The organism is Dokdonella sp., assembly GCF_019634775.1.
Lineage (GTDB): Bacteria > Pseudomonadota > Gammaproteobacteria > Xanthomonadales > Rhodanobacteraceae > Dokdonella.
Genome location: NZ_JAHCAS010000002.1, coordinates 386,284 through 408,327 on the forward strand (window position 1 = coordinate 386,284; position 22,044 = coordinate 408,327).

Here is a 22,044-nt window from a genome sequence, read left to right on the forward strand (position 1 = left end):
TGTCTGCGAAAGCAGGGGCAGGGCGTTAGGGATCTGTTCTTGTCAGATCCTTTCGCGGCGGAAGCCGCTCCCGCAAGAGGTTGATCTCGCGGGAGCGGCTTCGGCCGAGGAGGGGATCGATCAGACCTTCTCTGGCACCCGGGTCTCAACATCCCTACACTCCGACGCCCGGCAGGAAGCCGTCATCCACCCACCCGCGGAGTTCCCATGCGCCTGCTTGCCGCCAGTCTTGTCCTGCTGGCCTTTTCCGCTGTCGCCGACGCCGCGCCGCGCGAGGCGGATCCGGCCTTTCTCGCCACCATCGTGGATGACCTGCCGCCACCGCTGCCGCGTGGCCTGGCAGCACACGAGCGCGGCCTGGCCCTGCCGCGGGCACCGTTCGCGCCGCTTGCGCCGCCGGCAAGCGTGCCGCGCGCGCAGGCCGAATACGAGGCTAATCACGGCATCCTGATCCGCTGGGGCAACTTCAACGCCCTGCACACCGCGATGGTCGTGCCACTGACCACGGCCGAGCCGCCCGCGGACGTCTGGATCGTGGTCGGCAACACCAATCAACAGAATTCGGCCACGACCGTGCTGGCGAACGCGGGGGCGGACCTTGCCCATGTCCACTTCGTCATCGCCAGTACCGATTCGGTGTGGATCCGCGACTACGGCCCGCGCTTCATCGATGACGCCGGGCGTCGCGCGATTGCCGATCACACCTACAACCGTCCGCGCCCGAACGACAACAACTTCCCGGGCGTGTTTGCCGGTCAGCTCGGCGAGACGCGGTACGTGATGCCACTTGTGCATGGCGGTGGCAATTTTCACCTGTTCCGCAACCGCGAGGCGTTCATGACGCGCCTGATCGTCAACGAGAATCCTTCCTCTACCGAGCAGGAGATCAAGGACACCTACCTGGCCTACCAGGGCCTCGACGTCACCCTGACCGATCCGTTCCCTTCGAGTTACGATTCGACCCAGCACATCGACATGTGGATGCTGCCGCTCGGCGATGACAAGGTGCTGATCGGTGAGTATGCGGCAGCCGAGGGCGGAGGCGTGCCGAAGGCGGTGACCGACGCCACCGCGGCGCTGATGCAGTCGCGCGGGTACACGGTACATCGCACGCCGGGCTGGCGTAGCGGTGGCGCGCACTACACCTACACGAACGCGGTCATCGTCAACCAGGTCGCGCTGATCTGCCGCTTCGGCGGCAGCAACGCGACCCGCGACGCCGAGGCCCGAGCCACATTCGAAGCCGCCATGCCCGACCACGACATCGTGCAGGTCGACTGTTCGGGCATCATCGGCCTGTCCGGCGCGATCCATTGCATCGTCATGCATGTGCCGGATCTGCTGTTGCGCACGGACTTCGACGGAGCGATCCCGCAACCCTGATGGCACGGGCCGCCTGAACAGCATTCCGGATCGATCACGATGTCCACCCTGCGCCTTGCGCTCGCCCAGTTCGATTTCCCGGTCGGTGCGGTGGCCGCAAATGCGGCGCGTATCGCCGCGTTGATCGCCGAGGCGCGAGATGTCCACCGTGCCGACCTCGTGGTTTTCCCCGAGCTGGCCCTGAGTGGCTACCCGCCCGAGGACCTGCTGCTGCGCCCGGCCTTTCTCGCCGAGTGCGAAGCCGCGCTCGAACGCATCGCGCCTGCGGTGCGCGGCATCGTTGCCCTGGTTGGCTGGCCACAGAGCGCGGGCTCGATCCTCTACAACGCCGCCAGCGTGCTGCGTGACGGCGTGATCGAGGCGACCTACCGCAAGCGCGAACTGCCCAACTACGCCGTTTTCGACGAGCGCCGCTACTTCGACGTCGATCCCGACGGTGGCGCTTGCGTGTTCATGGTTAGGGACGTGCCGGTCGGCGTGGTGCTCTGCGAGGACCTATGGTTCGCCGAGCCACTCGATTCGACCGTGCGTGATGGCGCCGAGCTGGTCGTTGTGCCGAATGCCTCGCCGTTCGAGCGTGACAAGCACGCGCAGCGCGACCAGTTGCTGGCTACGCGTGTCGCCGAAACGGGTGCCGCGCTGGCCTATCTGAACGTCGTTGGTGGGCAGGACGCGGTCGTCTTCGATGGCGCCTCGGTACTCGCCGACGGCGACGGTTTCGTGCATCCGGCCGCGCGCGCCTTCGAAGACCACTGGCTGCTCGCCGACTACGACGCGGCCACGCGTCGCTTCAGCCTGGTCGACTGGCCCGGCGATGGCGACGAGAGCCGGGACGCTCTGGCCTGGCGCGCCATCGTGCGCGGTACGCGCGACTACTGTCGCAAGAATGGGTTCGACAAGGCATGGATCGGCTTGTCCGGTGGCATCGATTCGGCGCTCGTGCTGGCGGTTGCCGTCGACGCGCTCGGCGCCGACAACGTGACCGCCGTCCGCCTGCCGTCGCGCTATACCTCGGATGCCAGCAACGACCTCGCCGAGGAACAGGCGCGCACCCAGGGGGTGCGCCTCGAGACGGTGCCGATCGGTGCGCCGTTTGCGGGCTTTCTCGACGCGCTGGCGCCTCTGTTCGCCGGTCGCTTGCCCGACATCGCCGAGGAAAATCTGCAATCACGTTGTCGCGGCGCGATCCTCATGGCCCTGGCCAACAAGTTCGGCGGACTCTTGCTGACCACCGGAAACAAGAGCGAGTACGCGGTCGGCTACGCGACGATCTACGGCGACATGTGCGGCGGCTATGCGCCGATCAAGGATCTCTACAAGACCGAAGTCTACGCGCTCGCGCGCTGGCGCAACGCGCAGGGCCCGACGCCGGTGATTCCGCAGCAGGTCATCGACCGCGCACCGTCGGCCGAATTGCGTGACAACCAGACTGATCAGGATTCGCTGCCGCCATACGACGTGCTCGACGCGATCCTGTATCGCACGGTCGATCAGGAGCAGTCGCGCGACGAGATCGTCGCTGCCGGGTTCGACGCGGCGACTGTCGACCACGTGCTGCGCCTCGTGCGCGTCAACGAGTGGAAGCGCCACCAGGCCGCTCCGGGGCCGAAGATTTCCCGCCGTGCCTTCGGCCGCGAGCGGCGCTATCCGATCACTTCGGGGTGGCGTTGAGGCGCGTGTGTAGGAGCCCCTTCAGGGGCGATGCTTTTCTGGCGCGTGTTGAAGAGCATCGCCCCTGAAGGGGCTCCTACGGCTGCCTGCGTGACCGAGGCTACTGCCCTTCGTCGAACTTGCGCTCGAACAGGTCGACCAGTGCGGCCATGGCGGCTTCTTCATCGGCACCTTCGGCGCGGAGTTTCAATTCCGCGCCGAGGCCGGCAGCGAGCATCATCACGCCCATGATGCTCTTGGCGTTGACCTCCTTGCCGCGGTAGGCCATGAACACGCTCGACTGGAAGCCGTGCAGGGTCTGCACGAGCTTGGCCGAGGCGCGCGCGTGCAGGCCGAGCTTGTTGGTGATGGTGATGTCGCGCTCAAGCATGGTCGATGTGGATTCCGCTGCGGCCGCCGCTGGCAGCGGTTTGCGCGAGTTCGTCGAGGGATTGTTCGGGGTAGTTGAGCACGCGAAGCAGCATCGGCAGGTTGAGACCCGAAACGCAGTGTGTGGTGATGCCGAGCGCGGGCAGGCGCTGGGCGACATTGCAGGGCGTCGAGCCATACAGGTCGGTCAGCACCAGCACGCCGTCGCCGCCATCGAGTCCGCGGGCTTGCGCGGCGGCACATTTCAACGCGTTGTCCGGGTCTGCACTGGCCGGGACCTCGACGACGTCGACGGGCAGCGACAGTCGGCCCAGCACATGCCGTGCCGCGCCGACAAGGGCCGCGCCCATTGCTTCGTGGGTGAGAAGGAGTACGCCGACGCCCATGCAGGTGATCCGAACGGCTCGCCGCGCTGGCGCCGTGGCCCGTCAGGTTAACCGACAAGGTGCGGGCGCGGGAAGCGTTGCTTCACTCGAGTTCGCGATGATGGCTCAGGACCTGGTCATGGTGCGGGCGGAAATGCTCGGTGAGGCGCTCGACCAGATGGACCGAGCGGTGACGGCCGCCGGTGCAGCCGACGCAGATCGTCACGTAGCTGCGTCCTTCGCCGAGGAAACGCGGCAGCCACGCCTCCAGGAAGGAGCGGATCTGTTCGAAATACCGGGTGACATCGGCATGCGCTTCCAGCCACTCGCGCACTGGCGCATCGCGCCCGGAGAGTGGGCGCAATTGCGCGTTCCAGTGCGGATTCGGCAGGCAGCGCGCGTCGAACACGAAATCCGCATCGGACGGCACACCGCGCTTGTAAGCGAACGATTCGAACAGCAAGGTCAGCGAATGCGCCTTCATGCCAAGTTCGGCGATGACGAGGCGGCGCAGCTGGTGCACGTTGAGTTCGCTGGTGTCGATCGTACGGTCCGCGATCGCCGCAATCGGGCGCATCAGCTTGCGTTCAAGCGCAATCGCGTCGGCGAGGCCAAGGCCGTCGCCGGACAACGGATGACGGCGGCGCGTTTCCGAGTAGCGCTTGATCAATACCTCGTTGCGTGTATCAAGGAACACGAGTTCGTAGTCGATGCCGACTTCGGCCAGTCCGGCGAGCACGCCGGGCAAGCGGTCGAGGTCGTCGGCGCGGTTGCGCACGTCGACGCCGACCGCGAGCTTTGGGTGCAGGCCGGCAGTGTCCTCGGATACGGCGCGTACGAAGGCGGGCAGCAGTGCACTGGGCAGATTGTCGACGCAGTAGTAGTCGATGTCCTCGAGCGTGCGCAGGGCCACCGACTTGCCGGAACCCGACAGGCCGCTGACGACGATCAGGCGCGTACCGCCCTGGGCGGGGCGTGCTTCGGTCATGGAGTCACCATGGCGGCAGGCGGCGCAGCTGGTGCGCCTGGCGGTCGACGAAGGTCTGTGCGGGGTCGAAGCCCTTGCTCTTGAGCATGTGGCTGCGCACCGCGGCCTCGACGAGCACGGCGATGTTGCGGCCCGATGCGACCGGAATGACGATCTGCGGGATCTGCACGTCGAGCACTTCGCGGTAGCCGACGTCGCCGTACAGGCGTTTCATCGCATCGTCGGCACCGAACTGGCCCATCGGTTGCAGGTGCACGATGAGACGCAGGTACTTCGAGCCCTTGACGGCGGTATGGCCGAACATCTCGCGCACGTTGAGCACGCCGAGGCCGCGCACCTCGAGCAGGTCGCGCAACATTTCCGGACAGGTGCCGTCGACGACATCGGGTGCGATCAGGGTGAACTCGGGCGCGTCGTCGGCGACCAGGCGGTGCCCGCGTGTGATCAGCTCCAGGGCGAGCTCGCTCTTGCCGGTGCCACTCTCGCCGGTGATCAGCACACCGATCGAGTTCACCTCCATCAACACGCCGTGCAGGGTGATCTGGCGGGCGAGGCCGCGCGCGAGGTGATACTGCAGGTAGGTCAGGAGTTCGTGGCCACGCTTCGGGCTTGCCCAGAGCGGAGTCTGCGATTCCTCCGCGGCCTCGCGCAGGTCGCCAGGGATCTTCTGGTCCTTGGTGATGAGCAGGGCGATCGGCCGGTAGGCGATGATCTTCTCGATGGTCTCCCAGCGTTGGCGCGGATCGAGGCTGTCGAGGTAGTTCAGCTCCTCTGTGCCGATGATCTGTACCTTGTTCGGGTAGATGATGTTGAGGTAGCCGATCTGCGATGGTCGCCGCGACAGGTTGTCGCCGGGTTCGATCGCCCTCGATTCGCCGCGCATGCCGGCGACCCAGCGCAGTTGCATGCGCTCGCCGACAGCATCGAAGAGCTGGCGGGCACTCAGTCGGTCCATGGCTCGATCTCGGCTTGGCGGCGCTTGAATTCTGCCAGTTCATCGCGCAGGGCGGGGGCGTCGGGAGCCGTGCGCAGACGTGTGGTCAGCTCGCTGTTGGAGAACATCTCGGCGAGTTCGGCGAGCAAGTGCAAATGGCCATCGGTGTAGTGGGTCGGTACGACCAGCGCGGCTACGAGGTCGACCGGGTGACCGTCGATGGCTTCGAAATCGAGGGGGCTGGCGAGCCGGATAAAGGCTGCACGTGGTTGATCAAGGGCCGCGACGCGCCCATGTGGAATGGCCACGCCGCGACCGAGCCCGGTCGAGCCGAGTTGTTCGCGGGCAAGCAGGGACTCGCGAATGGCCGGGCGCTCGTCGCCGGTGACGGCGAGCAGGTCGGCCAGCGACTCGATCAGTGCTGGCTTGCCGGTGACCACGAGATCCGTGCGGATGCGCGGCGGCGGCAGCAGGTCGAGAAACGGCATGCGAAGGTCGGCGGCGGCTTGGGACCGGCGGGAGTATGCACTCGCGGCGCGGACTTGTCCGCGCCTGTACTGGCGGCACGACGGCCCGCCGCCTCGATCGCGCGTGGCGGCGGGCCGGATGGGGCGCTACTGATAGCGTGAGGCGCGCACCTCGTCGTTGTGGTGGTTGGTGAGCTTTTCCTTGTGCTTGCGCACCTGCGCGGTGAGCTTGTCGGCCAGCGCGTCGATCGCCGCGTACATGTCGGTGGCGACGGCATCGGCGTGCAACTGCTTGCCGGAGACGTGGACGGTCGCTTCGGCCTTGTGCAGCAGCTTCTCGATGCTCATGAAAATCGTGAGATCGTGGAGGTGGTCGAAGTGTCGGGTCAACCGCTCGAACTTGGAATTGGCGTGCTCGCGCATCGCCTCGGTGATTTCGAGATGGTGACCCTGGATGGTGACCTGCATGACAGCCTCCTCGTAGGTGGGCCGGAAGAATGCCGGCCCTGAAATCCGGATGGGTATTCGACGGGCCGCGTTCAAGGGCGACCCTCGATCCTGCGACCATTGCGCGCGGCGCGTGTTCCCGGGCCGTCGCGGCCCGCGTTCAGCCGAGCCGGCAACGGTCGTTCGACGACGGTATGTTGAGGGCCTCCCTGTATTTGGCGACGGTGCGCCGCGCGACGCTGATGCCGCGGCGGTTGAGTTCGACGGCGAGAGCCTGGTCCGACAGCGGGCGCGTGGCCTTTTCGTCATCGATGAGCTTGCGGATCATGGCCTGGATCGCCGTGGCCGAGGCGGCCCCGCCGTCGACGGTCGACACGCCGCTTGAGAAGAAGTACTTGAACTCGAAGGTGCCGCGTGGCGTGTGCAGGTACTTGCGCGTGGTCACGCGCGAGATGGTCGATTCATGCATGCCGATTTCCTCGGCGACGTCGCGCAGCACGAGCGGGCGCATCGCCTCGGCGCCGAACTCCAGGAAGGCCGACTGCGCGCGCACGATCGCCTGGGCGACCTTGAGCATCGTGTCCGCGCGCGTCTTCAGGCTCTTGATCAGCCAGCGCGCTTCCTGCAGCTGGCCGCGCAGGTAGTTGGCGTCGTCGCGGCGGGCGCGCGCGATCAGGCTCGCGTAGTGTTCGTTGATGGTCAGGCGCGGCTGGCTGTTCGGCGACAGCGAGACCTGCCAGCGCCCGTTGACCTTGTGCGCGTAGGCATCCGGGGCGACGAACTCGGTCTGCGTGTTCGAGTAGCCGGCGCCTGGTTTCGGCGCGAGCGAGCGGACCAAGTCGATGGCGACCTCGAGTTCGTCCGGCGTGGCGTGCAGCTTCTGGCCGAGGCGCGTGCGGTCGTTGCGCGCCAGTGTTTCGAGGTGCTCGGCGACGATGCTGCGCGCATGGGCGAGGCCAGGCGTCTGCGCATCGAGCGCATCGAGCTGCACGCCGAGGCATTCGGTGAGCGTGCGCGAAGCGACGCCGAGCGGGTCGAAGCACTGGATGCGGTGGCGCATCGCTTCGACCTGGTCCGGCGTCACCGCGTGCAGGCCGGCCAGGCTCTGCACGAGTGCCTCATTCGTTTCGGAGAGGTAGCCGTCGTCGCTGATGGCCTCGATGATCGCTGCGCCGATGGCGCGGTCGGCCGGCGACAGCGGGGTCAGGTTGAGTTGCCACAGCAGGTGGTCGCGCAGGTCCTCGGCTGCGGCGTCCTGCGGCTCGAAACCGTCCTCGTCCGTGGCGGTGCGGTAGTCGGCGCGGTCCAGGCCGAGATCGAGCGGTGCATCGTCGAAGTCCGGGGTGGCATCCGCGGCTTCACTGGGCGCATCGATGGACGAGGCCAGCGGGATCTCGTCGGGCGCCAGCAGTTCGACCGGCTCATCCGCCTCGCCACCGGCTTCGTCCAGGTCGAGCAAGGGGTTCGACTCCAGCGCGAGATTCAGCTCGAGCTCCAGCTCCATGCTCGACAGCTGCAGCAGGCGGATGGCCTGCTGCAGCTGCGGGGTCAGTGCCAGCTGCGACTGGACGCGGAGTTGAAGCGCGGGTTTCATGCTCCTGGATCTTGCCGGGATCACGTGGCAATCCTAGCGCCTAAAAACGGTTGCAGGCAGGTCTTGACGCTGTCCGCAGGTCGGTTCAGGCTTCCGGATCGACCCCCTGGCCGCAGGCGTGGGCCACATCGCCTTGCGGCCGGGAGGCGGGCGCAATGCCGAGCCCGGCTCCTGCAAAGGAGTCCCCACTGACGCTCGCGCCGTTCGCTTTTGGGCCGGCCGTGCTCCGAACGCGCCTCCGAACCGCCCCGGGAAACGTGGACGCTCCAACTCTTGAGGGCATGGAGGGCTGCGGATGTGCGGTTACATCCGGAATTCGCGCCCAAGGTAGACATCCCGCACCTGCTCGTTGGCCAGCACCTCGGCCGGTGAGCCCTGGGTCAGCACGCTGCCGGCGTTCATGATGCAGGCGCGGTCGCAGATGCCGAGCGTCTCGCGCACGTTGTGGTCGGTGATGAGGATGCCGATGCCGCGAGCCTTGAGCTGGCGCACGATGCGTTGGATGTCGACGACCGAGATCGGGTCGATGCCGGCGAAGGGTTCGTCGAGCAGCAGGAAGCGCGGCTTTGCCGCCAGTGCGCGCGTGATCTCGACGCGGCGGCGTTCGCCGCCGGAAAGGCTGATGCCCTTGCTGCCGGCGATGTGGGTGATCTGCAGTTCGTCGAGCAGTTTGTCGAGTTCGGCCTTGCGTCCCCGCTCGTCGAGGTCCTTGCGCAGCTCGAGGATCGCCATGACGTTGTCGGCGACGCTGAGGCGGCGGAACACCGAGGCTTCCTGCGGCAGGTAGCCGACGCCGAGGCGGGCGCGCTCGTGCATCGGCCGTTCGGTGATGTCGCGGTCGTCGAGGCTGATCGTACCGTCGTCGGCGGCGACCAGGCCGACCACCATGTAGAAGCAGGTCGTCTTGCCGGCGCCATTCGGGCCGAGCAGGCCGACGACTTCGCCTTCGGCGACCGAGAAACCGAAGTCACGGACGACGGTGCGTCCACCATAGCTCTTGCGCAGACCCGTTGCGGCGAGCATCAGGGTGAGTCGGCCTTCGCCGCTGCGGGCTTCTTCGGCTTGAAGATCATGCGCACTTCGCTTCCGGGCGACTGGCTGCCGCCTTCCATCGCGCCGCTGTTGGTGTTGTAGGTCATGCGCGGCCCGCGGAATTCGGACTTGCCTTCCTGGATGACGACGACATCGCCGCTCAGCACGGCGATGCCGCTGCCGTCGTTGTAGTCGATCTCGGCGGCGCGCGCGGTGACCTTGCCGCCGTCGCCGTCGAGCAGTTGTTCGAGATGGGCCGGCTTGCCGGTCAGTACCATGCGCCGCGCGTTGCCTTCGCCGTCGTATAGGCGCGCTTCGTCACCGCTGGCCTTGAGTGAGCCCTGCACCATGCGCACGTTGCCGGTCAGCAGGGTGTGGCTCGCGCGGCCGTCGCCGCCGAGCATGGTCTTGTTGTAGGCGGCGTAGACCTCGAGATCCTTCTCGCGATCGCTGCGGAGCGCCTGCGCCGGGCCGGCGATCGCCAGCGCCAGGATGGCGGCGGGAAGCGCGCGCCGGAGGAGCGACTCAGCGCTTGCGCGCGCGCGGCTCGAAGGTGTTGTGCACATCGGACAGGAGTTCCAGGACTTTTGCATTGAGGTCACCGCGCATGCCGGTGCCGCGCAGTATAGAGCCCGGCTGTTCGATGCGCGTGGCGGCGGCGGTCTCCAGTGTGTGTTGCTTCGGTCGCAGGGTCAGTTCGCTGGTGTGGATCGTCGCCGGCGCGACGCCATCGGCTGGCGTGCGGCGCATGACGACCTCGCCTTCGAGCTGCATCAGCGAGCCGTCGCGGTTGACCCAGGCGGAGGCCGAAGTGCCGGTCCATGGATGATCCTGGCTGTCGACCATGATGTAGTCCGGGCTCGACACGAAGATCGAACCGTCCTCGCCGCGCCGCACGAGGCGTGGGCCGGAGACGCTGAAGCTGAGGCGACCGTTCTCGTCGAGCGCGTGCATGGTGAAATCGGCCAGCGTGTAGCCCGAGCGTGGCGGGCCGATGAAGGCTGGTTCCTCGGGCCGTGGGCGCGTCAGCCAGACGAGGATCTGGGTCGCCAGCGCGAGCATGGCGAGCACGGCGATGATGGCAAGGGTGCGGCGGTCGACCATGCTGGGCACGCGCGCAGACGTTCAGCCGGTGCCGAGATGATGGGCCAGTTCCGCTTCGCCATGGCCCTGCGCGCAGAGGATCAGGTCGCAGACCTCGCGCACGGCGCCCTTGCCGCCGCCCAGGCGCGTGCGCCAGTGCGCGCGTTCGCGTACCCAGGGATGGGCGTTGGCCACGGCGATGGCGAGGCCGACCTCACGCATGACACCGAGGTCGGGCAGGTCGTCGCCGGTATAGGCGCACTCGGCCGCGTCGATGCCGAGCGCCTCGACCAGTTGCGCGAAGCAGGCGCGCTTGTCGTCCTGGCCGTGGTAGACGTGGGCGATGCCGAGTTCGGCGGTACGCTGTGCGACCAGGTGGCTGATGCGCGCGGTGATGATCGCGACCTCGATGCCGTTCGCGCGCAGGCGCTTGAGGCCGAGCCCGTCGTGCACGTGGAAGGCCTTCAGCTCGCGCCCGTCCTCGGCATACCACAGGCGCCCGTCGGTCAGCACGCCATCGACGTCGAACACGGCCAGCCGCACGCGCGCGGCGCGTTCGCGGATGTCGGCGGGGAGGTCAGCAAAGAGCATGGGAATGGGAAATGGGGAATGGAGAATGGTTGGGAGCCGGGAACAGGGAATGGCTCAGTTCGAACGCTGCAAGCCCGCGCTTGACCATTCCCGATTCCCTGCTTCTCAAACCACTCTGGCCCGCAGCAAGTCGTGGATGTTGAGCGCGCCGACCACGCGGTTGTCGGCGTCGACGACGAGCAGGGCGTGGATCTTGAACTCTTCCATGACGCGTGCGGCTTCGGCAGCGAGCTTGTCGGCGGTGATCGTCTTCGGGCTGGAGGACATGAGCTGGCGCACCGGCGTGTTGCGCAGGTCGACGTCGTTGTCGTCGATCGCGCGGCGCAGGTCGCCGTCGGTGAACACACCGAGCAGGCGGCCGTCGTCGTCGGTGACTGCGGTCATGCCGAGGCCCTTGCGGGTCATCTCGACCAGGGCCGTGGTCAGCGAGGTGTCGGCACCGATGCGCGGCACCTGATTGCCCGTGTGCATGATGTCGCTGATGTGCACGAGCAGGCGGCGACCCAGCGAACCGGCCGGGTGCGAGCGCGCGAAGTCCTCGGAGGTGAAACCGCGCGCCTCGAGCAGGGCGATCGCCAGCGCATCGCCCATGACCAGCGCGGCGGTCGTGCTTGCGGTCGGGGCGAGGCCGAGCGGGCAGGCCTCGGCCGGCACCGAAACGTCGAGGTGCACGTCGGCGAGGCGGGCCAGCGAGGAGTTCTCGTTGCCGGTCATCGAGATCAGCGGCACGCCCTGGCGCTTGATCAGGGGCAGGATGGTCAGCAGTTCATCGGTCTCGCCGGAATTGCTCAAGCTCAGCACGACGTCCTTGTGGGTGATCATGCCGAGGTCGCCGTGGCTGGCTTCGGCCGGATGCACGAAGAACGCCGGCGTTCCGGTCGAGGCCAGGGTCGCGGCAATCTTGCGCGCGATGTGGCCCGATTTGCCGATACCGATGACGACCACGCGGCCGGGGCAGTCGAACATGAGCTGGCAGGCTTGCAGAAAGCCGGCATTGACACGTTCGCGCAGGATCGAGATGGCGCGGGCCTCGGTGTCGATCACGGCCAGCGCGCTGGCGCGGATCGCCGCTTCGTCGAGCAGGGGGTTGGTCAGCGGCAAAATCGCAGCAGCGGCGTTGGTTTGGGCGTTCATGAGGGCGGGATTGAGGAGCGAAACGGCCGGGTCGGCCCATTCCTGTTTTCGGCGACGCAGGATTTTGAGTACCATTCGCGCTTCCCATTGTATCCGCAAGCCCCCGTCGGCGCTAAGGACGAGGCCGACCGCGGGTTCGTCGCAGGCCGACCAGGAATCCGCCACATCTTGGACACCCAGACCATCCAGGCTTTGATCGAGAACGGCCTGCCCGGTGCGTTGGTCGAGGTGTCCGGCGCGGATGGCGTGCATTTCGAGGCGCGCGTGGTCAGCGCGGCATTCGCCGGCAAGCTGCCTCTGGCGCGGCACCGCATGGTCTACGCGACGCTCGGCGACCTCATGGGCGGCGCGATCCATGCGCTGGCGTTGCGCACGCTGACGCCCGAAGAAGCGGGAATCGGCAGGTAAGGACCGGGAGCCGCTTCCCCCGCGTCACGCTGCCTTTTCCATTCCCCATTCCCCATTCCAGATCCCCGATCCCCGAGTTCAAATGGCCAAAATCGTAATCAGCGGCGGCGAACCGCTGCAGGGCGAAGTACAGATTTCGGGCGCGAAGAACGCCGTGCTGCCGATCCTCGCCGCCAGCCTGCTCGCCGACGAGCCGGTCAGCATCGGCAACGTGCCGCATTTGCACGATGTCACCACGACGATGGAACTGCTCGGCCAGATGGGCGTCGAGCTGATCATCGATGAGCGCATGAAAATCCACGTCGACCCGCGGCCGGCGCGCAACTATTTCGCACCCTATGACCTGGTCAAGACGATGCGTGCGTCGATCCTCGTGCTCGGTCCGTTGGTCGCGCGCTTCGGCGAGGCCGAGGTGTCGTTGCCGGGCGGCTGCGCGATCGGTTCTCGCCCGGTCAACCTGCACATCCAGGGTTTGCAGGCGCTCGGCGCCGACGTGCGTGTAGAGAACGGCTACATCAAGGCCCGCGCCAAGCGGCTGAAGGGTGCGCGGATCAATCTCGATCTGGTCACCGTCACCGGCACCGAGAACCTGATGATGGCCGCCACGCTCGCCCAGGGTACGACGGTGATCGAGAATGCGGCGCAGGAGCCCGAGGTGGTGGATCTGGCCAACTGCCTCAATTCGATGGGCGCGAAGATCTCCGGCGCCGGCACCAACACGATCACGATCGAAGGCGTCGAACGCCTGCACGGTACCGACTACACGGTACTTCCGGACCGCATCGAGACCGGCACCTTCCTGGTCGCCGCGACGATCACCGGCGGCAAGGTGCTGGCCCGCCATGCGCGCCCGAAGACGCTGGACGCCGTGCTCGGCAAACTCGAGGATGCCGGCGCACACGTGTCGACCGGCGACGACTGGATCCAGGTCGACATGAGCGGGCGCCGCCCGCGCGCGGTCAACGTCACCACCGCGCCGTACCCGGCCTTCCCGACCGACATGCAGGCCCAGTTCACTGCACTCAATTGCGTGGCCGAAGGCGTCGGTGTGATCACCGAGACGGTATTCGAGAACCGCTTCATGCACGCGCTCGAGCTGCAACGCCTTGGTGCCGACATCCAGCTCGAGAGCAATACCGCGATCATCAAGGGCGTGCCAAAGATGACCGGTGCGCCGATGATGGCCACCGACCTGCGTGCTTCGGCCTCGCTCGTGCTCGCCGGTCTCGTCGCCAGCGGCGAAACACAGATCGATCGCATCTACCACATCGATCGTGGCTACGAGAACATCGAGGAGAAGCTCGGCTCGCTCGGCGCACGCATCCGCCGCTTGCCGAGTTGAGCAACGGGATTCGGGATTGGAAATAGCCTGGTTCGAAGGCGGCCCGACGCTTTTCCCGAATCCCCAATCCCGAATCTCGAATCCCGTCCTCGGCCAATCACGGCTTTTGCAGCGACACCAGTTCCAGCGTGATCGTCCCGTCCTTCTCGACTTGCTCGATGCGTACAGGAAGCCAGCCGGCCGATTCGGCGAACCAGCTCGTCGAGGTGCGCTTGGCGCGCCGGCGTTCGAGGCAGCGCGTGTCATAGCGACCGGCCGGCACCGAGACCTGCGCGTCGGTGCAGCCGGTATAGCGGATCTCCTCGATCGCATTCTTCGCCGCCACCGGATAGGGTGCGGGCGTCGTGCCGCGCACAAGGTCGGCGACCAGGGCCATGGTCACGGCGTGGCGATCGACCGTGCCGTCCACCAGGGCGTAGCGTGCGTCGCTGTCGCCGTCGCGCATGCGCACTTCGCCGCGCTCCCAGTCGAAGTCGCCGTGGCGGCGCTTGCTGCGCAGGGCGGCCTTCTGGCGGTAGTCGTAGACCAGGGTTTCCGGACGTCCGTGGCGCCAGCGCAGTCGCGATTCCTCGACCACGTCGAGACCGGCGAGGCTGGCCAGGCCCGCCGTACCGACGGTCGTGGTGCGCAGCGTCCAGGTGTCGTCGCGGTTGTCGACCAGTTCGATCGTCGTGCGGCCGAGCGTCTTGCCGTTGCGCGTGGCGGCGTATTCGGCCTTGAACGCGGCGACTGGCGAGGGTTCGGCGGCGGCGGCCGGAATCAGCGCGAGCAGGCACAGTGGAATCAGTCTGTTCATGGCAGTCACTCAGGGCGAGGCGCACGCGACTGTGCCGGCAGGTCGATGAATGTGGACTGGCCGTCGTGGCGCAGCGGCTCGGCGAGCGGTTTGCCGTCGAGCCGGGGCATGCCGTCGTGCCAGTCGAGTCGCCCGCTCGCGGCCAGCGCGATGACGCCCACGTACAGGCGATGCTCGAGTGGCAGCAGGCGTTCGGCGAGTGTTTCCGGCGTGTCGCCGGCTTCGATGGCGAGGCGGGACTGGGCAATCACGGGCCCGCCGTCGAGTTCGGCGGTGACGTAGTGCACGCTGGCACCGTGCTCGCGGTCGCCGGCCTCGATGGCGCGCCGGTGCGTATGCAGGCCGGGGTATTTCGGCAGCAGCGAGGGATGGATGTTGAGTACGCGGCCGACCCATGGGGCGAGCGCAGCCGCGTCGATGATGCGCATGTAACCGGCCAGCACGACCAGGTCGGGCGCGAAGGCGGCGATGCGCGCGAACAGGGCTTCGTCGAAGGCCGCACGGGTCGGATAGGTGCGTGGGTCGAGCACTTCGGCGCCGATGCCCTCCGCGCGCGCGATGGCCAGGGCGGGGGCTTCGGCCTTGTCGGACAGCACGCCGACGACCTCGACCGGCAGATCGCCGCGCCGACTCGCATCGAGGATGGCTCGCAGGTTGCTGCCGCGGCCGGAGGCGAGTGCGACGAGCCTCGAAGGCCGGGATCGGGGATTCGGGATTGGGGATTCGGTCGAGCCGCGGTCGTCGGGGCAGCGCGTGCTCACGCCGCTCGGTCCGCTCCCGCACGCGCCTGCAGTGCTTTCCCGAATCACGAATCGCCAATCCCCAGTCCCGGCTTCAACGGATATGCACACGCTCGTCGCCGCGTGCCGGCACGACCGCACCGATTGTCCACGCCGACAGGCCGAGTGTCTCGAGCATGTCGAGCGCGGCCGCGGCCTGGTCGCGGGCGACGATCAGCGTGTAGCCGATGCCGCAGTTGAAGGTGCGCCACATTTCCTCGCGGGCGACCTTGCCTTCGTGCTGCAGCCAGTCGAACAGCGCCGGATGCTTCCAGGCACCACTGTCGAGGTCGATCGCCAGCGCCCCGGGTACGACGCGGATGATGTTTTCCCTGAGGCCGCCGCCGGTGATGTGGGCCATGCCGTGCACGGGCAGTTGCTGCATGAGTTTCAGTACCGGCTTGACGTAGAGCGCGGTCGGCGCCATCAGCGCATCGGCCAGGGTCTGTCCGCCGACATCCTGATCGAAGCCGCCGTTGTCGACGGTCGCGCCGGCACGCTCGACGATGCGGCGGATCAGTGAGTATCCGTTCGAGTGCGCACCCGATGAGGCGATGCCGATGATGGCGTCGCCGGCCTGGATGCGGCTGCCGTCGATCAGGGCGAGCTTCTCTACCGCGCCGACGCAGAAGCCGGCGAGGTCGTATTCGCCGGGGCCGTACATGCTCGGCATCTCGGCGGTCTCGCCGCCGATCAACGCGCAGCCGGCGAGTTCGCAGCCTTTGGCGATGCCGCCGACGACGGCGACCGTGGTGTCGACATCGAGCTTTCCGGTGGCGAAGTAGTCGAGGAAGAACAAGGGCTCTGCGCCCTGCACGAGCACGTCGTTGACGCACATGCCCACGAGGTCGATGCCGATCGTGTCGTGGCGGCCGAGCGTCTGCGCGAGCTTGAGCTTGGTGCCGACACCATCGGTGCCCGAGACGAGCACCGGTTCACGCCAGCGCCCACCGAGTTCGAACAGTGCACCGAAGCCGCCGAGGCCGGCCATGACCTCCTTGCGGAAGGTGCGTGCGACCAGCGGTTTGATGCGCTCGACGACGGCGTTGCCGGCATCGATATCGACGCCGGCATCGCGATAGGTGAGGGCCTCGTTCGGGTTCGCCATGGGCTTCGGACCGGTGCGCGGGGCCGCGCATGATACCAGCCGGAATGGACGCGCACGCGCGGCTTCGGGCAGACTGGCCGCCGTTTTCGCGCCGGAGTCTGCATCGATGCATCCCGTGCTCCAGGGCCTGCGCCGGCTGGTGTTTGCCGCTGGGCTTCATCTCGTCGCCTGCCTGCCCATCTGCGCGCCGACGGCGTTTGCCGCGCCGCCGACCTACCGCGGCGAAGCGAGCGTGGCCAGCCAGGCCGAAGGTGAGCGCAACGAGGGCCTGAAGAACGCCCTGGGCGGCATCGTCATGCGCCTTTCCGGCGACAGCGGCGTGCTCGCGCGCGGCGAAGTTGCCCACGCGGTCGCCGAGGCGCCGCGTTACGTGCTGCAGTACCAGTATCGTCGTGATTCCGAGGCGTCGCAGCTCGTGTTGGTCGCCGAATTCGATGCTGCTGCGGTCGATGCGATGCTGGCGCGGCTCGGTCTCGCCGATCGCAGTGCGGTTGCGAACGAACCGCCCGGCACGCATCGCCTGTGGATCGCTGGCATCCAATCCGCGGTCGACTACGCGCGCCTGCTCGGCTATCTCGACCGCCATGCGCTGGTGCGCGAAGTACGACCGCTCGAGGCGCGCGGCGATGGCCTGCTCATCGAGGTCGGCTCCGCCTCAGGCCTGACGCGCCTGCTCGATGCGCTTGGCAGCGAGGGCACGCTCGGCATCACCCATGCATCGCCGCCGCTCGACGGCATCGACGCCACCCTTGCCCTGCTGCCGTGACCGGAGATGTGGCGGCACCTGCCCAATCTCATCAGCATCCTGCGCCTGCTGCTCGTGCTGCCGGTGTTCCGGCTGATCGAGAGTCAGCGTTACGCCGAGGCGCTCGGTCTTGCGGCGCTGGCAGGGGCGAGTGATGCAGTCGACGGCTTTCTGGCCAAGCGCTACGGCTGGCAGAGTCGCCTTGGCGGCATGCTCGATCCGCTCGCCGACAAGATGCTGCTGTTGGCCTGCTTCGCCGGTCTTGTCCTCGTCGATGCGCTGCCATTGTGGCTGCTCGTGCTGGTCGTCGGCCGCGATCTGGTGATCGTTGCCGGCGCGGTTGCCTACCACAATCTGGTCGGTCCGTTCGACGCTGCTCCGACCTTGCTGTCGAAGGCGACCACGGCCGTGCAGATCGCCTGTGTGCTCGTCGTTCTGCTGGGTCTGGCCTGGCTGCCCGGCCTTCCCGGCATCGATGTGCTCTTCGTGCTCACTGCCGTGATCACACTGGCCAGCGGGCTACACTATGTCGTCGTCTGGTCGCTGCGCGCGGTGCGCACGGTGCGGGCACGCAATGGAGAACCGCCGCGATGAGTACGTACGTGCTCGACCTGCGTCTCAAGTGGGTTGTCCTGGTCGTCGTCCTGGGCGCACTGCTATGGGTGCTCGGGCCCTCGCTGACGCCGTTCGTGGTCGCCGGCCTGTTCGCCTACCTGTTCAATCCGCTGATCCAACGTCTCGAGAAGCGTGGCATCGCGCGCGTCTGGAGCGTGAGCCTGCTGTTCCTCATCATGGCCCTGGCCCTGGTTGGCATCGTGCTTGTGCTGATCCCCTTCATCGAGAACCAGATCAGCAGTTTCCTGCGCCAGTTGCCGAAATGGGTCGAATGGGCACAGACGATCGCTGCGCCTTGGATCGAGCAGCGCTTCGGCATCAGCCTCGGTTCGATCGATGCACAGCAGGTGATCGGCCTGCTGCAGGGCCACTGGCAACAGGCCGGTGGTTTCGCCACCAACCTCATCGCCAAGGTTTCCAAGTCCGGTTTCACCCTGGTCGGCTGGGCGCTCAACCTCGTCATCATTCCGGTCGCCGCGTTCTACCTGCTGCGCGACTGGAACATCGTCGTCGAGCGCATGCACGCGCTGGTCCCGCGCAGCATCGAGCCGGTCGTGGCCCGTCTCGTGCACGAATCCGACGACACGCTCGGTGGTTTCCTGCGCGGCCAGCTCAGCGTGATGATCGTGCTTGGCGTGATCTATGGCGTCGGGTTGTGGGCGGTTGGCATCAGTGTCGGGCCACTGATCGGCATGATCGCAGGTCTGATCAGCTTCGTGCCCTATCTCGGTGCCATTGTCGGCGTACTGATGGGCGTCATCGCCGCGCTCGTGCAGTACCAGGACTGGTATCACGTCATGCTCGTGCTGATCGTCTTCGCGGTCGGCCAGACGCTGGAAGGCTATGTGCTCGTGCCGAAGCTGGTCGGCGACAAGATCGGCCTGCACCCGGTGGCGGTCATGTTCGCGATCCTTGCCGGCGGCGAACTGTTCGGCTTCATCGGTGTGCTGGTTGCGCTGCCGGTCGCGGCGGTGGTCATGGTGCTGCTGCGTTACGCCTACGAGCGCTACACGCAGAGCGAGATGTACCAGGATTCCGATGCGCCTCAGATCGTGGTCGCCGGGGATGTCGGCGCGACGCCCACGCCGGCCGAAGCGGTCGTCGTCGACAAGCGCCCGCCGCGTCCGGAGTCCGATCCCCGTCCATGAATGCGCAGTTGCCGCTGGCCCTGCGCTGGCCGTCGTGGTCGCGCTTCGAGTTCTTCGATGCCGAGGGTGCCGACGAGGGGGTGGTTCCTTCGCTTGAGCTGGCCGCCGCAGACCCGGCTGCACCATGGACCTTCGTCACCGGCCCCGCCGGTTGCGGCAAGACACATCTGCTCGTCGCCACGTGCCATGCGGCCACCGAGTGCGGACGTCGCGCGCAATACATCAGTGCGGCCGAGTTCCGTATCGATGTGCAGCGCCTGCGTACGCTGGGCGGCAGCGACCTGCTCGCCATCGACGACCTGCAATGCCTGGCCGGCGATGCCGCGGCCGAACACGCGCTGTTCGACCTGTACAACCGTTGCCGTGCCGAGAGTGCGACGATGTTGTTTGCCGCAACCGAGTCGGCCGTGGCGTTGCCGCTTGGCTTGGCCGACCTGCGTTCGCGGCTTGCCGCCTGCGCACAAGGCCGGGTGCGCGTGCTGGCAGAACCGGCCCGTCGCGCGATCCTGAAGCAGCGCGCCGAAGCGCGCGGGATCGAACTCGATGCCGCTGCGCTCGACTGGTTGTTCACATACCACGCGCGCGACATCGGCAGCCTGGTCGCCCTGCTCGAACGCATCGATCAGGCGTCACTGGCCGCGCGCCGGCGCGTGACGGTGCCATTCCTGCGCGACTTGCTGGGTGGGAGCTGAATCCGTGGGGCGCGGCGGTGGGGCCGGCAGGCGTCCAGTCGGGTTGGCTGCGCACGGGGTCGGTGCGCGCTTCAACGCAGCGCGGCGTCGAGCTCGGCGAGGCGTTCCGGGGTGCCGACGTCGGTCCAGCGTCCGCGGTGATGCAGGCCGCTGACTTCGCCGCGCCGCATTGCTGCCCGGAGCAGGTGGACGAGCGCGAAGCGTGGCGGCGTGGTTCCGTTCCAGGCGTGGCCGGCGGCGGCCAGGTCATCCTGCCAGCCGGCAAGCAGGGCAGGGCGATAGACGCCGATGCCGGCATAGGTCAGGCGAGGTTCGCCCTCGGCGTGGATGCGGCCATGGGTATCGAGGTGGAAGTCGCCCTGCGGATGCTGGAGCGGGTTGTCGACCAGGACGAGGTGTGCCAAGCCAGTCGGTTCGGCCGGCAGGCGGGCGAAGTCGAAGTCGCTCCAGACGTCGCCGTTGACGACGGCGAATGGCTGGTCGCCGAAGTGGTCCAGCGCGTGCAGCATTCCGCCACCGGTTTCGAGCGGTTCCTCGCCTTCATGGCTGTACACCAGGCGCAGGCCCCAGCGCGTGCCGTCGCCGAGGGTTGCGGGAAACTGATCGGCAAGATGCGCGGTATTGATGACGACCTCGTCGAAGCCGGCGGCGGCGAGTTTCTCGAGGTGCCATTCGATGAGGCGGCGTCCACCGGCCATGAGCAGCGGTTTCGGGGTGCGCTCGGTCAACGGCCGCATGCGTTCGCCACGACCGGCGGCGAACACCAGGGCGCGGCGCGTCATGGATCGCTCCTGGTCGGCGTGATGCGCGCGAGCACGGCGGCGAACTCGTCGAACTCCGGGTAGCGCGGCAGCACCTCTGCCAGGTACGCGAAAAAGCGCGGCACGTCCTCGACATAGTGTGCCTTGCCGTCGCGATGCTTGAGGCGCGCAAAGATGCCGATGACCTTGAGATGACGTTGCATGCCGATCCAGTCGGCATCGCGCAGGAAGCCCGGCCAGTCCGGCACCGGCAGCGTGGCGGCGCGCGCGCGCTCCCAGTAGCGGCGCAGCCAGCTTTCGGCACGTTCGAGCGGCCAGGAACGGAAGGCGTCCTTGACCAGACTGAGCGGATCGTAGGCGATGGGGCCGGCGACCGCGTCCTGGAAGTCCAGAACGCCAATACCGCCCTGGTCGGCACACTGCATCGGCATCAGATTGCGCGGCATGAAGTCGCGATGCACGAACACGCGCGGTTGCGCCAATGCGGCATTGACGAGACGTGTGCGCGCATCGAACCAGACCGCCTGCTCGCGGGTGTCGAGGGTGATGCCGCGATGGCGGGCCAGATACCAGTCCGGGAACAGGTCGAGTTCGCGTTCGAGCAGGCTGGCGTCATAGCCCGGCAACCAGGTCGGCATGGCAATCCCTTGCATGTGCACGAGCGCGTCGATGGCGGCCTCGAACAGTGGCTCGGGATCGGCGCCGGCATCGATCGCCTGCAGCATCGTGCGATCGCCCAGGTCCGACAGGAGCAGGAAGCCCTGAACCGTGTCTTGCGCCAGCACTTCCGGCGCAGTGATGCCGGCGTCGCGCAACAGGGCGGCGATGGCCAGGAACGGAGCAAGGTCGTTGCTCGCCGGTGGCGCATCCATGACGATCCGGCTGCGGTTGCCGGCAAGCACGCGCCAGTAGCTGCGCGCACCGGCATCGGCGGCGGCATGCGCAAGGGTGAAATCGGCGGTCCCGAGGACACGGGTGAGCCAGTTCTCGAGCAGGGGGCGGCGGTTCGTTGGCAAAGGCGCACGGGGGGTAGCCGGGAATCGCGCAGTGTACGGCGTCCGTGTGCCGACGCGACTTGCCCCATGAGGGTTAAATCAGTACCATTTCGGTCCTTAATTACTGTCGACCGATGCCGATGCTCCGCGTCAGCAAGCTCACCGATTACGCCACCGTCGTCATGACCTGCCTCGCCGGCGCCGGCAACGAGGTCATGAGTGCGCAGTTGCTCGCCGAGCGCGCCCGTCTCGAACTGCCGACGGTCAGCAAGCTGCTCAAGCAGCTTGCCCAGGCCGGTCTCGTCACCTCGTTCCGTGGCGTCAACGGCGGCTACCGCCTTGCCCGCGCGCCGCAGTCGATCACCGTCGCCGAAATCGTCACGGCGATGGAAGGGCCGATCGGCATGACCGAGTGCAGTGCCCATCGCGGCCAATGTGGTCACGAGGCGCATTGCGGGGTGCGCGTGAACTGGCAACGCATCAGCCATGCGATCACCGCGGCGCTCGACAGCGTCACCCTGGCCGACATGGTCAAGCCGCCCCCGCGATCGAGCGCGACGATCCCGTTGCGCGTCGCCGCCACCTGAGTGCGAAGGC

Annotated in this window: 26 protein-coding genes; 9 read left to right on the top strand and 17 right to left on the bottom strand. The window is 67.2% G+C overall.

All coding sequences use genetic code 11. The annotated features are described in order from the left end of the window. Nucleotides 1–207 precede the first annotated feature (207 nt). Nucleotides 208–1,383 (top strand): agmatine deiminase family protein, encoded by a 1,176-nt coding sequence (locus KF907_RS12560; RefSeq protein ID WP_291220856.1) that lies wholly within the window; start codon nt 208–210, stop codon nt 1,381–1,383. A 39-nt stretch (nt 1,384–1,422) separates the two neighbouring features. Further along, a complete protein-coding gene (locus KF907_RS12565; RefSeq protein WP_291220857.1) occupies nt 1,423–3,054 on the top strand; it encodes an NAD+ synthase in 1,632 nt (543 codons plus the stop codon). Between the two features lie 100 nt (nt 3,055–3,154). Here the strand turns inward: KF907_RS12565 and KF907_RS12570 are convergent, their stop codons facing one another. From KF907_RS12570 to KF907_RS12625, 12 genes are all read right to left on the bottom strand, one after another. Beyond that, nucleotides 3,155–3,424 (bottom strand): HPr family phosphocarrier protein, encoded by a 270-nt coding sequence (locus KF907_RS12570; protein WP_291220858.1) that lies wholly within the window; start codon nt 3,422–3,424, stop codon nt 3,155–3,157. Next, entirely contained in the window at nt 3,417–3,809 is a 393-nt protein-coding gene (locus KF907_RS12575) for a PTS sugar transporter subunit IIA (RefSeq protein ID WP_291220860.1), read from the bottom strand. Before KF907_RS12575 ends, KF907_RS12570 begins: the two co-directional genes overlap by 8 nt. Nucleotides 3,810–3,891: 82 nt before the next feature. Further along, entirely contained in the window at nt 3,892–4,776 is an 885-nt protein-coding gene (rapZ, locus tag KF907_RS12580; RefSeq protein WP_291220861.1) for an RNase adapter RapZ, read from the bottom strand. A gap of 4 nt (nt 4,777–4,780) precedes the next feature. Beyond that, the gene (hprK, locus tag KF907_RS12585; RefSeq protein ID WP_291220862.1) at nt 4,781–5,731 is read right to left on the bottom strand and encodes an HPr(Ser) kinase/phosphatase; all 951 of its coding nucleotides are present in this window, start codon (nt 5,729–5,731) and stop codon (nt 4,781–4,783) included. Continuing rightward, nucleotides 5,719–6,198 carry a PTS sugar transporter subunit IIA gene (locus KF907_RS12590; RefSeq protein WP_291220863.1) on the bottom strand — a complete coding sequence of 160 codons (480 nt, stop codon included), beginning with the start codon at nt 6,196–6,198 and terminating at the stop codon, nt 5,719–5,721. Before KF907_RS12590 ends, hprK begins: the two co-directional genes overlap by 13 nt. A 126-nt stretch (nt 6,199–6,324) precedes the next feature. Next, entirely contained in the window at nt 6,325–6,645 is a 321-nt protein-coding gene (gene hpf, locus KF907_RS12595) for a ribosome hibernation-promoting factor, HPF/YfiA family (protein ID WP_291220864.1), read from the bottom strand. A gap of 139 nt (nt 6,646–6,784) precedes the next feature. Further along, the gene (locus tag KF907_RS12600; protein ID WP_291220866.1) at nt 6,785–8,218 is read right to left on the bottom strand and encodes an RNA polymerase factor sigma-54; all 1,434 of its coding nucleotides are present in this window, start codon (nt 8,216–8,218) and stop codon (nt 6,785–6,787) included. Nucleotides 8,219–8,521: 303 nt separating this feature from the next. Beyond that, a complete protein-coding gene (gene lptB, locus KF907_RS12605; protein WP_291220868.1) occupies nt 8,522–9,241 on the bottom strand; it encodes an LPS export ABC transporter ATP-binding protein in 720 nt (239 codons plus the stop codon). Next, entirely contained in the window at nt 9,241–9,816 is a 576-nt protein-coding gene (gene lptA / locus KF907_RS12610) for a lipopolysaccharide transport periplasmic protein LptA (protein WP_291220870.1), read from the bottom strand. The genes lptB and lptA overlap by 1 nt, the downstream gene beginning before the upstream one ends. Continuing rightward, nucleotides 9,776–10,354, bottom strand: a complete 579-nt coding sequence (lptC, locus tag KF907_RS12615) for an LPS export ABC transporter periplasmic protein LptC (protein WP_291220872.1) — start codon at nt 10,352–10,354, stop codon at nt 9,776–9,778. The genes lptA and lptC overlap by 41 nt, the downstream gene beginning before the upstream one ends. 21 nt (nt 10,355–10,375) lie before the next feature. Beyond that, nucleotides 10,376–10,924: a 3-deoxy-manno-octulosonate-8-phosphatase KdsC gene (kdsC, locus tag KF907_RS12620; RefSeq protein ID WP_291220874.1), complete on the bottom strand. Its 549-nt coding sequence runs from the start codon at nt 10,922–10,924 to the stop codon at nt 10,376–10,378. A gap of 105 nt (nt 10,925–11,029) precedes the next feature. Then, nucleotides 11,030–12,058: a KpsF/GutQ family sugar-phosphate isomerase gene (locus KF907_RS12625; protein ID WP_291220876.1), complete on the bottom strand. Its 1,029-nt coding sequence runs from the start codon at nt 12,056–12,058 to the stop codon at nt 11,030–11,032. 168 nt (nt 12,059–12,226) lie between these two features. Between KF907_RS12625 and KF907_RS12630 the strand changes: the two genes are divergently transcribed. Together KF907_RS12630 and murA are read left to right on the top strand one after the other, a co-directional pair. After that, nucleotides 12,227–12,466, top strand: a complete 240-nt coding sequence (locus tag KF907_RS12630) for a BolA family protein (protein WP_291220878.1) — start codon at nt 12,227–12,229, stop codon at nt 12,464–12,466. 82 nt (nt 12,467–12,548) lie between these two features. Continuing rightward, nucleotides 12,549–13,808 (top strand): UDP-N-acetylglucosamine 1-carboxyvinyltransferase, encoded by a 1,260-nt coding sequence (murA, locus tag KF907_RS12635; RefSeq protein ID WP_291220880.1) that lies wholly within the window; start codon nt 12,549–12,551, stop codon nt 13,806–13,808. Between the two features lie 97 nt (nt 13,809–13,905). Here the strand turns inward: murA and KF907_RS12640 are convergent, their stop codons facing one another. The 3 genes from KF907_RS12640 to purM all read right to left on the bottom strand — a co-directional run bounded on the left by KF907_RS12640 (nt 13,906) and on the right by purM (nt 16,491). Continuing rightward, nucleotides 13,906–14,604 (bottom strand): DUF3108 domain-containing protein, encoded by a 699-nt coding sequence (locus KF907_RS12640; RefSeq protein ID WP_291220881.1) that lies wholly within the window; start codon nt 14,602–14,604, stop codon nt 13,906–13,908. A gap of 5 nt (nt 14,605–14,609) precedes the next feature. Then, entirely contained in the window at nt 14,610–15,320 is a 711-nt protein-coding gene (gene purN, locus KF907_RS12645; protein ID WP_472843879.1) for a phosphoribosylglycinamide formyltransferase, read from the bottom strand. A 118-nt stretch (nt 15,321–15,438) separates the two neighbouring features. Then, complete coding sequence (gene purM, locus KF907_RS12650; RefSeq protein ID WP_291220884.1) at nt 15,439–16,491, bottom strand: phosphoribosylformylglycinamidine cyclo-ligase; 1,053 nt, start codon at nt 16,489–16,491, stop codon at nt 15,439–15,441. 106 nt (nt 16,492–16,597) lie between these two features. Here purM and KF907_RS12655 point away from each other — a divergent pair, with 106 nt between their 5' ends. The 4 genes from KF907_RS12655 to hda are packed head-to-tail and all read left to right on the top strand — an operon-like array spanning nt 16,598 to nt 19,691. Then, entirely contained in the window at nt 16,598–17,257 is a 660-nt protein-coding gene (locus tag KF907_RS12655; RefSeq protein ID WP_291220886.1) for a DUF2066 domain-containing protein, read from the top strand. A 6-nt stretch (nt 17,258–17,263) separates the two neighbouring features. Beyond that, a complete protein-coding gene (locus tag KF907_RS12660) occupies nt 17,264–17,830 on the top strand; it encodes a CDP-alcohol phosphatidyltransferase family protein (protein ID WP_291220888.1) in 567 nt (188 codons plus the stop codon). Next, the gene (locus KF907_RS12665; RefSeq protein ID WP_291220890.1) at nt 17,827–18,999 is read left to right on the top strand and encodes an AI-2E family transporter; all 1,173 of its coding nucleotides are present in this window, start codon (nt 17,827–17,829) and stop codon (nt 18,997–18,999) included. The genes KF907_RS12660 and KF907_RS12665 overlap by 4 nt, the downstream gene beginning before the upstream one ends. Next, complete coding sequence (gene hda, locus KF907_RS12670) at nt 18,996–19,691, top strand: DnaA regulatory inactivator Hda (protein ID WP_291220892.1); 696 nt, start codon at nt 18,996–18,998, stop codon at nt 19,689–19,691. The genes KF907_RS12665 and hda overlap by 4 nt, the downstream gene beginning before the upstream one ends. A gap of 71 nt (nt 19,692–19,762) precedes the next feature. On the opposite strand, the gene murU is transcribed toward hda, so the two are convergent. Together murU and KF907_RS12680 are read right to left on the bottom strand one after the other, a co-directional pair. Next, nucleotides 19,763–20,473, bottom strand: a complete 711-nt coding sequence (gene murU / locus KF907_RS12675; protein WP_291220894.1) for an N-acetylmuramate alpha-1-phosphate uridylyltransferase MurU — start codon at nt 20,471–20,473, stop codon at nt 19,763–19,765. Then, on the bottom strand, nt 20,470–21,468 hold the full coding sequence (locus tag KF907_RS12680; protein WP_291220896.1) for an aminoglycoside phosphotransferase family protein: 999 nt from the start codon (nt 21,466–21,468) through the stop codon (nt 20,470–20,472). The genes murU and KF907_RS12680 overlap by 4 nt, the downstream gene beginning before the upstream one ends. A 119-nt stretch (nt 21,469–21,587) precedes the next feature. On the opposite strand from KF907_RS12680, the gene KF907_RS12685 reads away from it, so the two are divergent. Further along, the gene (locus KF907_RS12685) at nt 21,588–22,034 is read left to right on the top strand and encodes an SUF system Fe-S cluster assembly regulator (protein ID WP_291220898.1); all 447 of its coding nucleotides are present in this window, start codon (nt 21,588–21,590) and stop codon (nt 22,032–22,034) included. Nucleotides 22,035–22,044: the final 10 nt, after the last annotated feature.

Excerpts from the sequence above, each read along its gene's own strand:
- KF907_RS12560 (WP_291220856.1), top strand. The coding sequence starts at position 208 with ATGCGCCTGCTTGCCGCCAGTCTTGTCCTGCTGGCCTTTTCCGCTGTC.
- lptA (WP_291220870.1), bottom strand. The coding sequence starts at position 9,816 with ATGTGCACAACACCTTCGAGCCGCGCGCGCGCAAGCGCTGAGTCGCTC.
- KF907_RS12640 (WP_291220881.1), bottom strand. The coding sequence starts at position 14,604 with ATGAACAGACTGATTCCACTGTGCCTGCTCGCGCTGATTCCGGCCGCC.
- lptC (WP_291220872.1), bottom strand. The coding sequence starts at position 10,354 with ATGGTCGACCGCCGCACCCTTGCCATCATCGCCGTGCTCGCCATGCTC.
- purM (WP_291220884.1), bottom strand. The coding sequence starts at position 16,491 with ATGGCGAACCCGAACGAGGCCCTCACCTATCGCGATGCCGGCGTCGAT.
- KF907_RS12575 (WP_291220860.1), bottom strand. The coding sequence starts at position 3,809 with ATGGGCGTCGGCGTACTCCTTCTCACCCACGAAGCAATGGGCGCGGCC.
- rapZ (WP_291220861.1), bottom strand. The coding sequence starts at position 4,776 with ATGACCGAAGCACGCCCCGCCCAGGGCGGTACGCGCCTGATCGTCGTC.
- murA (WP_291220880.1), top strand. The coding sequence starts at position 12,549 with ATGGCCAAAATCGTAATCAGCGGCGGCGAACCGCTGCAGGGCGAAGTA.
- KF907_RS12565 (WP_291220857.1), top strand. The coding sequence starts at position 1,423 with ATGTCCACCCTGCGCCTTGCGCTCGCCCAGTTCGATTTCCCGGTCGGT.
- hda (WP_291220892.1), top strand. The coding sequence starts at position 18,996 with ATGAATGCGCAGTTGCCGCTGGCCCTGCGCTGGCCGTCGTGGTCGCGC.
- KF907_RS12685 (WP_291220898.1), top strand. The coding sequence starts at position 21,588 with ATGCTCCGCGTCAGCAAGCTCACCGATTACGCCACCGTCGTCATGACC.
- kdsC (WP_291220874.1), bottom strand. The coding sequence starts at position 10,924 with ATGCTCTTTGCTGACCTCCCCGCCGACATCCGCGAACGCGCCGCGCGC.
- KF907_RS12625 (WP_291220876.1), bottom strand. The coding sequence starts at position 12,058 with ATGAACGCCCAAACCAACGCCGCTGCTGCGATTTTGCCGCTGACCAAC.
- KF907_RS12600 (WP_291220866.1), bottom strand. The coding sequence starts at position 8,218 with ATGAAACCCGCGCTTCAACTCCGCGTCCAGTCGCAGCTGGCACTGACC.
- lptB (WP_291220868.1), bottom strand. The coding sequence starts at position 9,241 with ATGCTCGCCGCAACGGGTCTGCGCAAGAGCTATGGTGGACGCACCGTC.
- KF907_RS12665 (WP_291220890.1), top strand. The coding sequence starts at position 17,827 with ATGAGTACGTACGTGCTCGACCTGCGTCTCAAGTGGGTTGTCCTGGTC.
- KF907_RS12570 (WP_291220858.1), bottom strand. The coding sequence starts at position 3,424 with ATGCTTGAGCGCGACATCACCATCACCAACAAGCTCGGCCTGCACGCG.
- hpf (WP_291220864.1), bottom strand. The coding sequence starts at position 6,645 with ATGCAGGTCACCATCCAGGGTCACCATCTCGAAATCACCGAGGCGATG.
- murU (WP_291220894.1), bottom strand. The coding sequence starts at position 20,473 with ATGACGCGCCGCGCCCTGGTGTTCGCCGCCGGTCGTGGCGAACGCATG.
- KF907_RS12655 (WP_291220886.1), top strand. The coding sequence starts at position 16,598 with ATGCATCCCGTGCTCCAGGGCCTGCGCCGGCTGGTGTTTGCCGCTGGG.
- hprK (WP_291220862.1), bottom strand. The coding sequence starts at position 5,731 with ATGGACCGACTGAGTGCCCGCCAGCTCTTCGATGCTGTCGGCGAGCGC.
- KF907_RS12590 (WP_291220863.1), bottom strand. The coding sequence starts at position 6,198 with ATGCCGTTTCTCGACCTGCTGCCGCCGCCGCGCATCCGCACGGATCTC.
- KF907_RS12660 (WP_291220888.1), top strand. The coding sequence starts at position 17,264 with ATGTGGCGGCACCTGCCCAATCTCATCAGCATCCTGCGCCTGCTGCTC.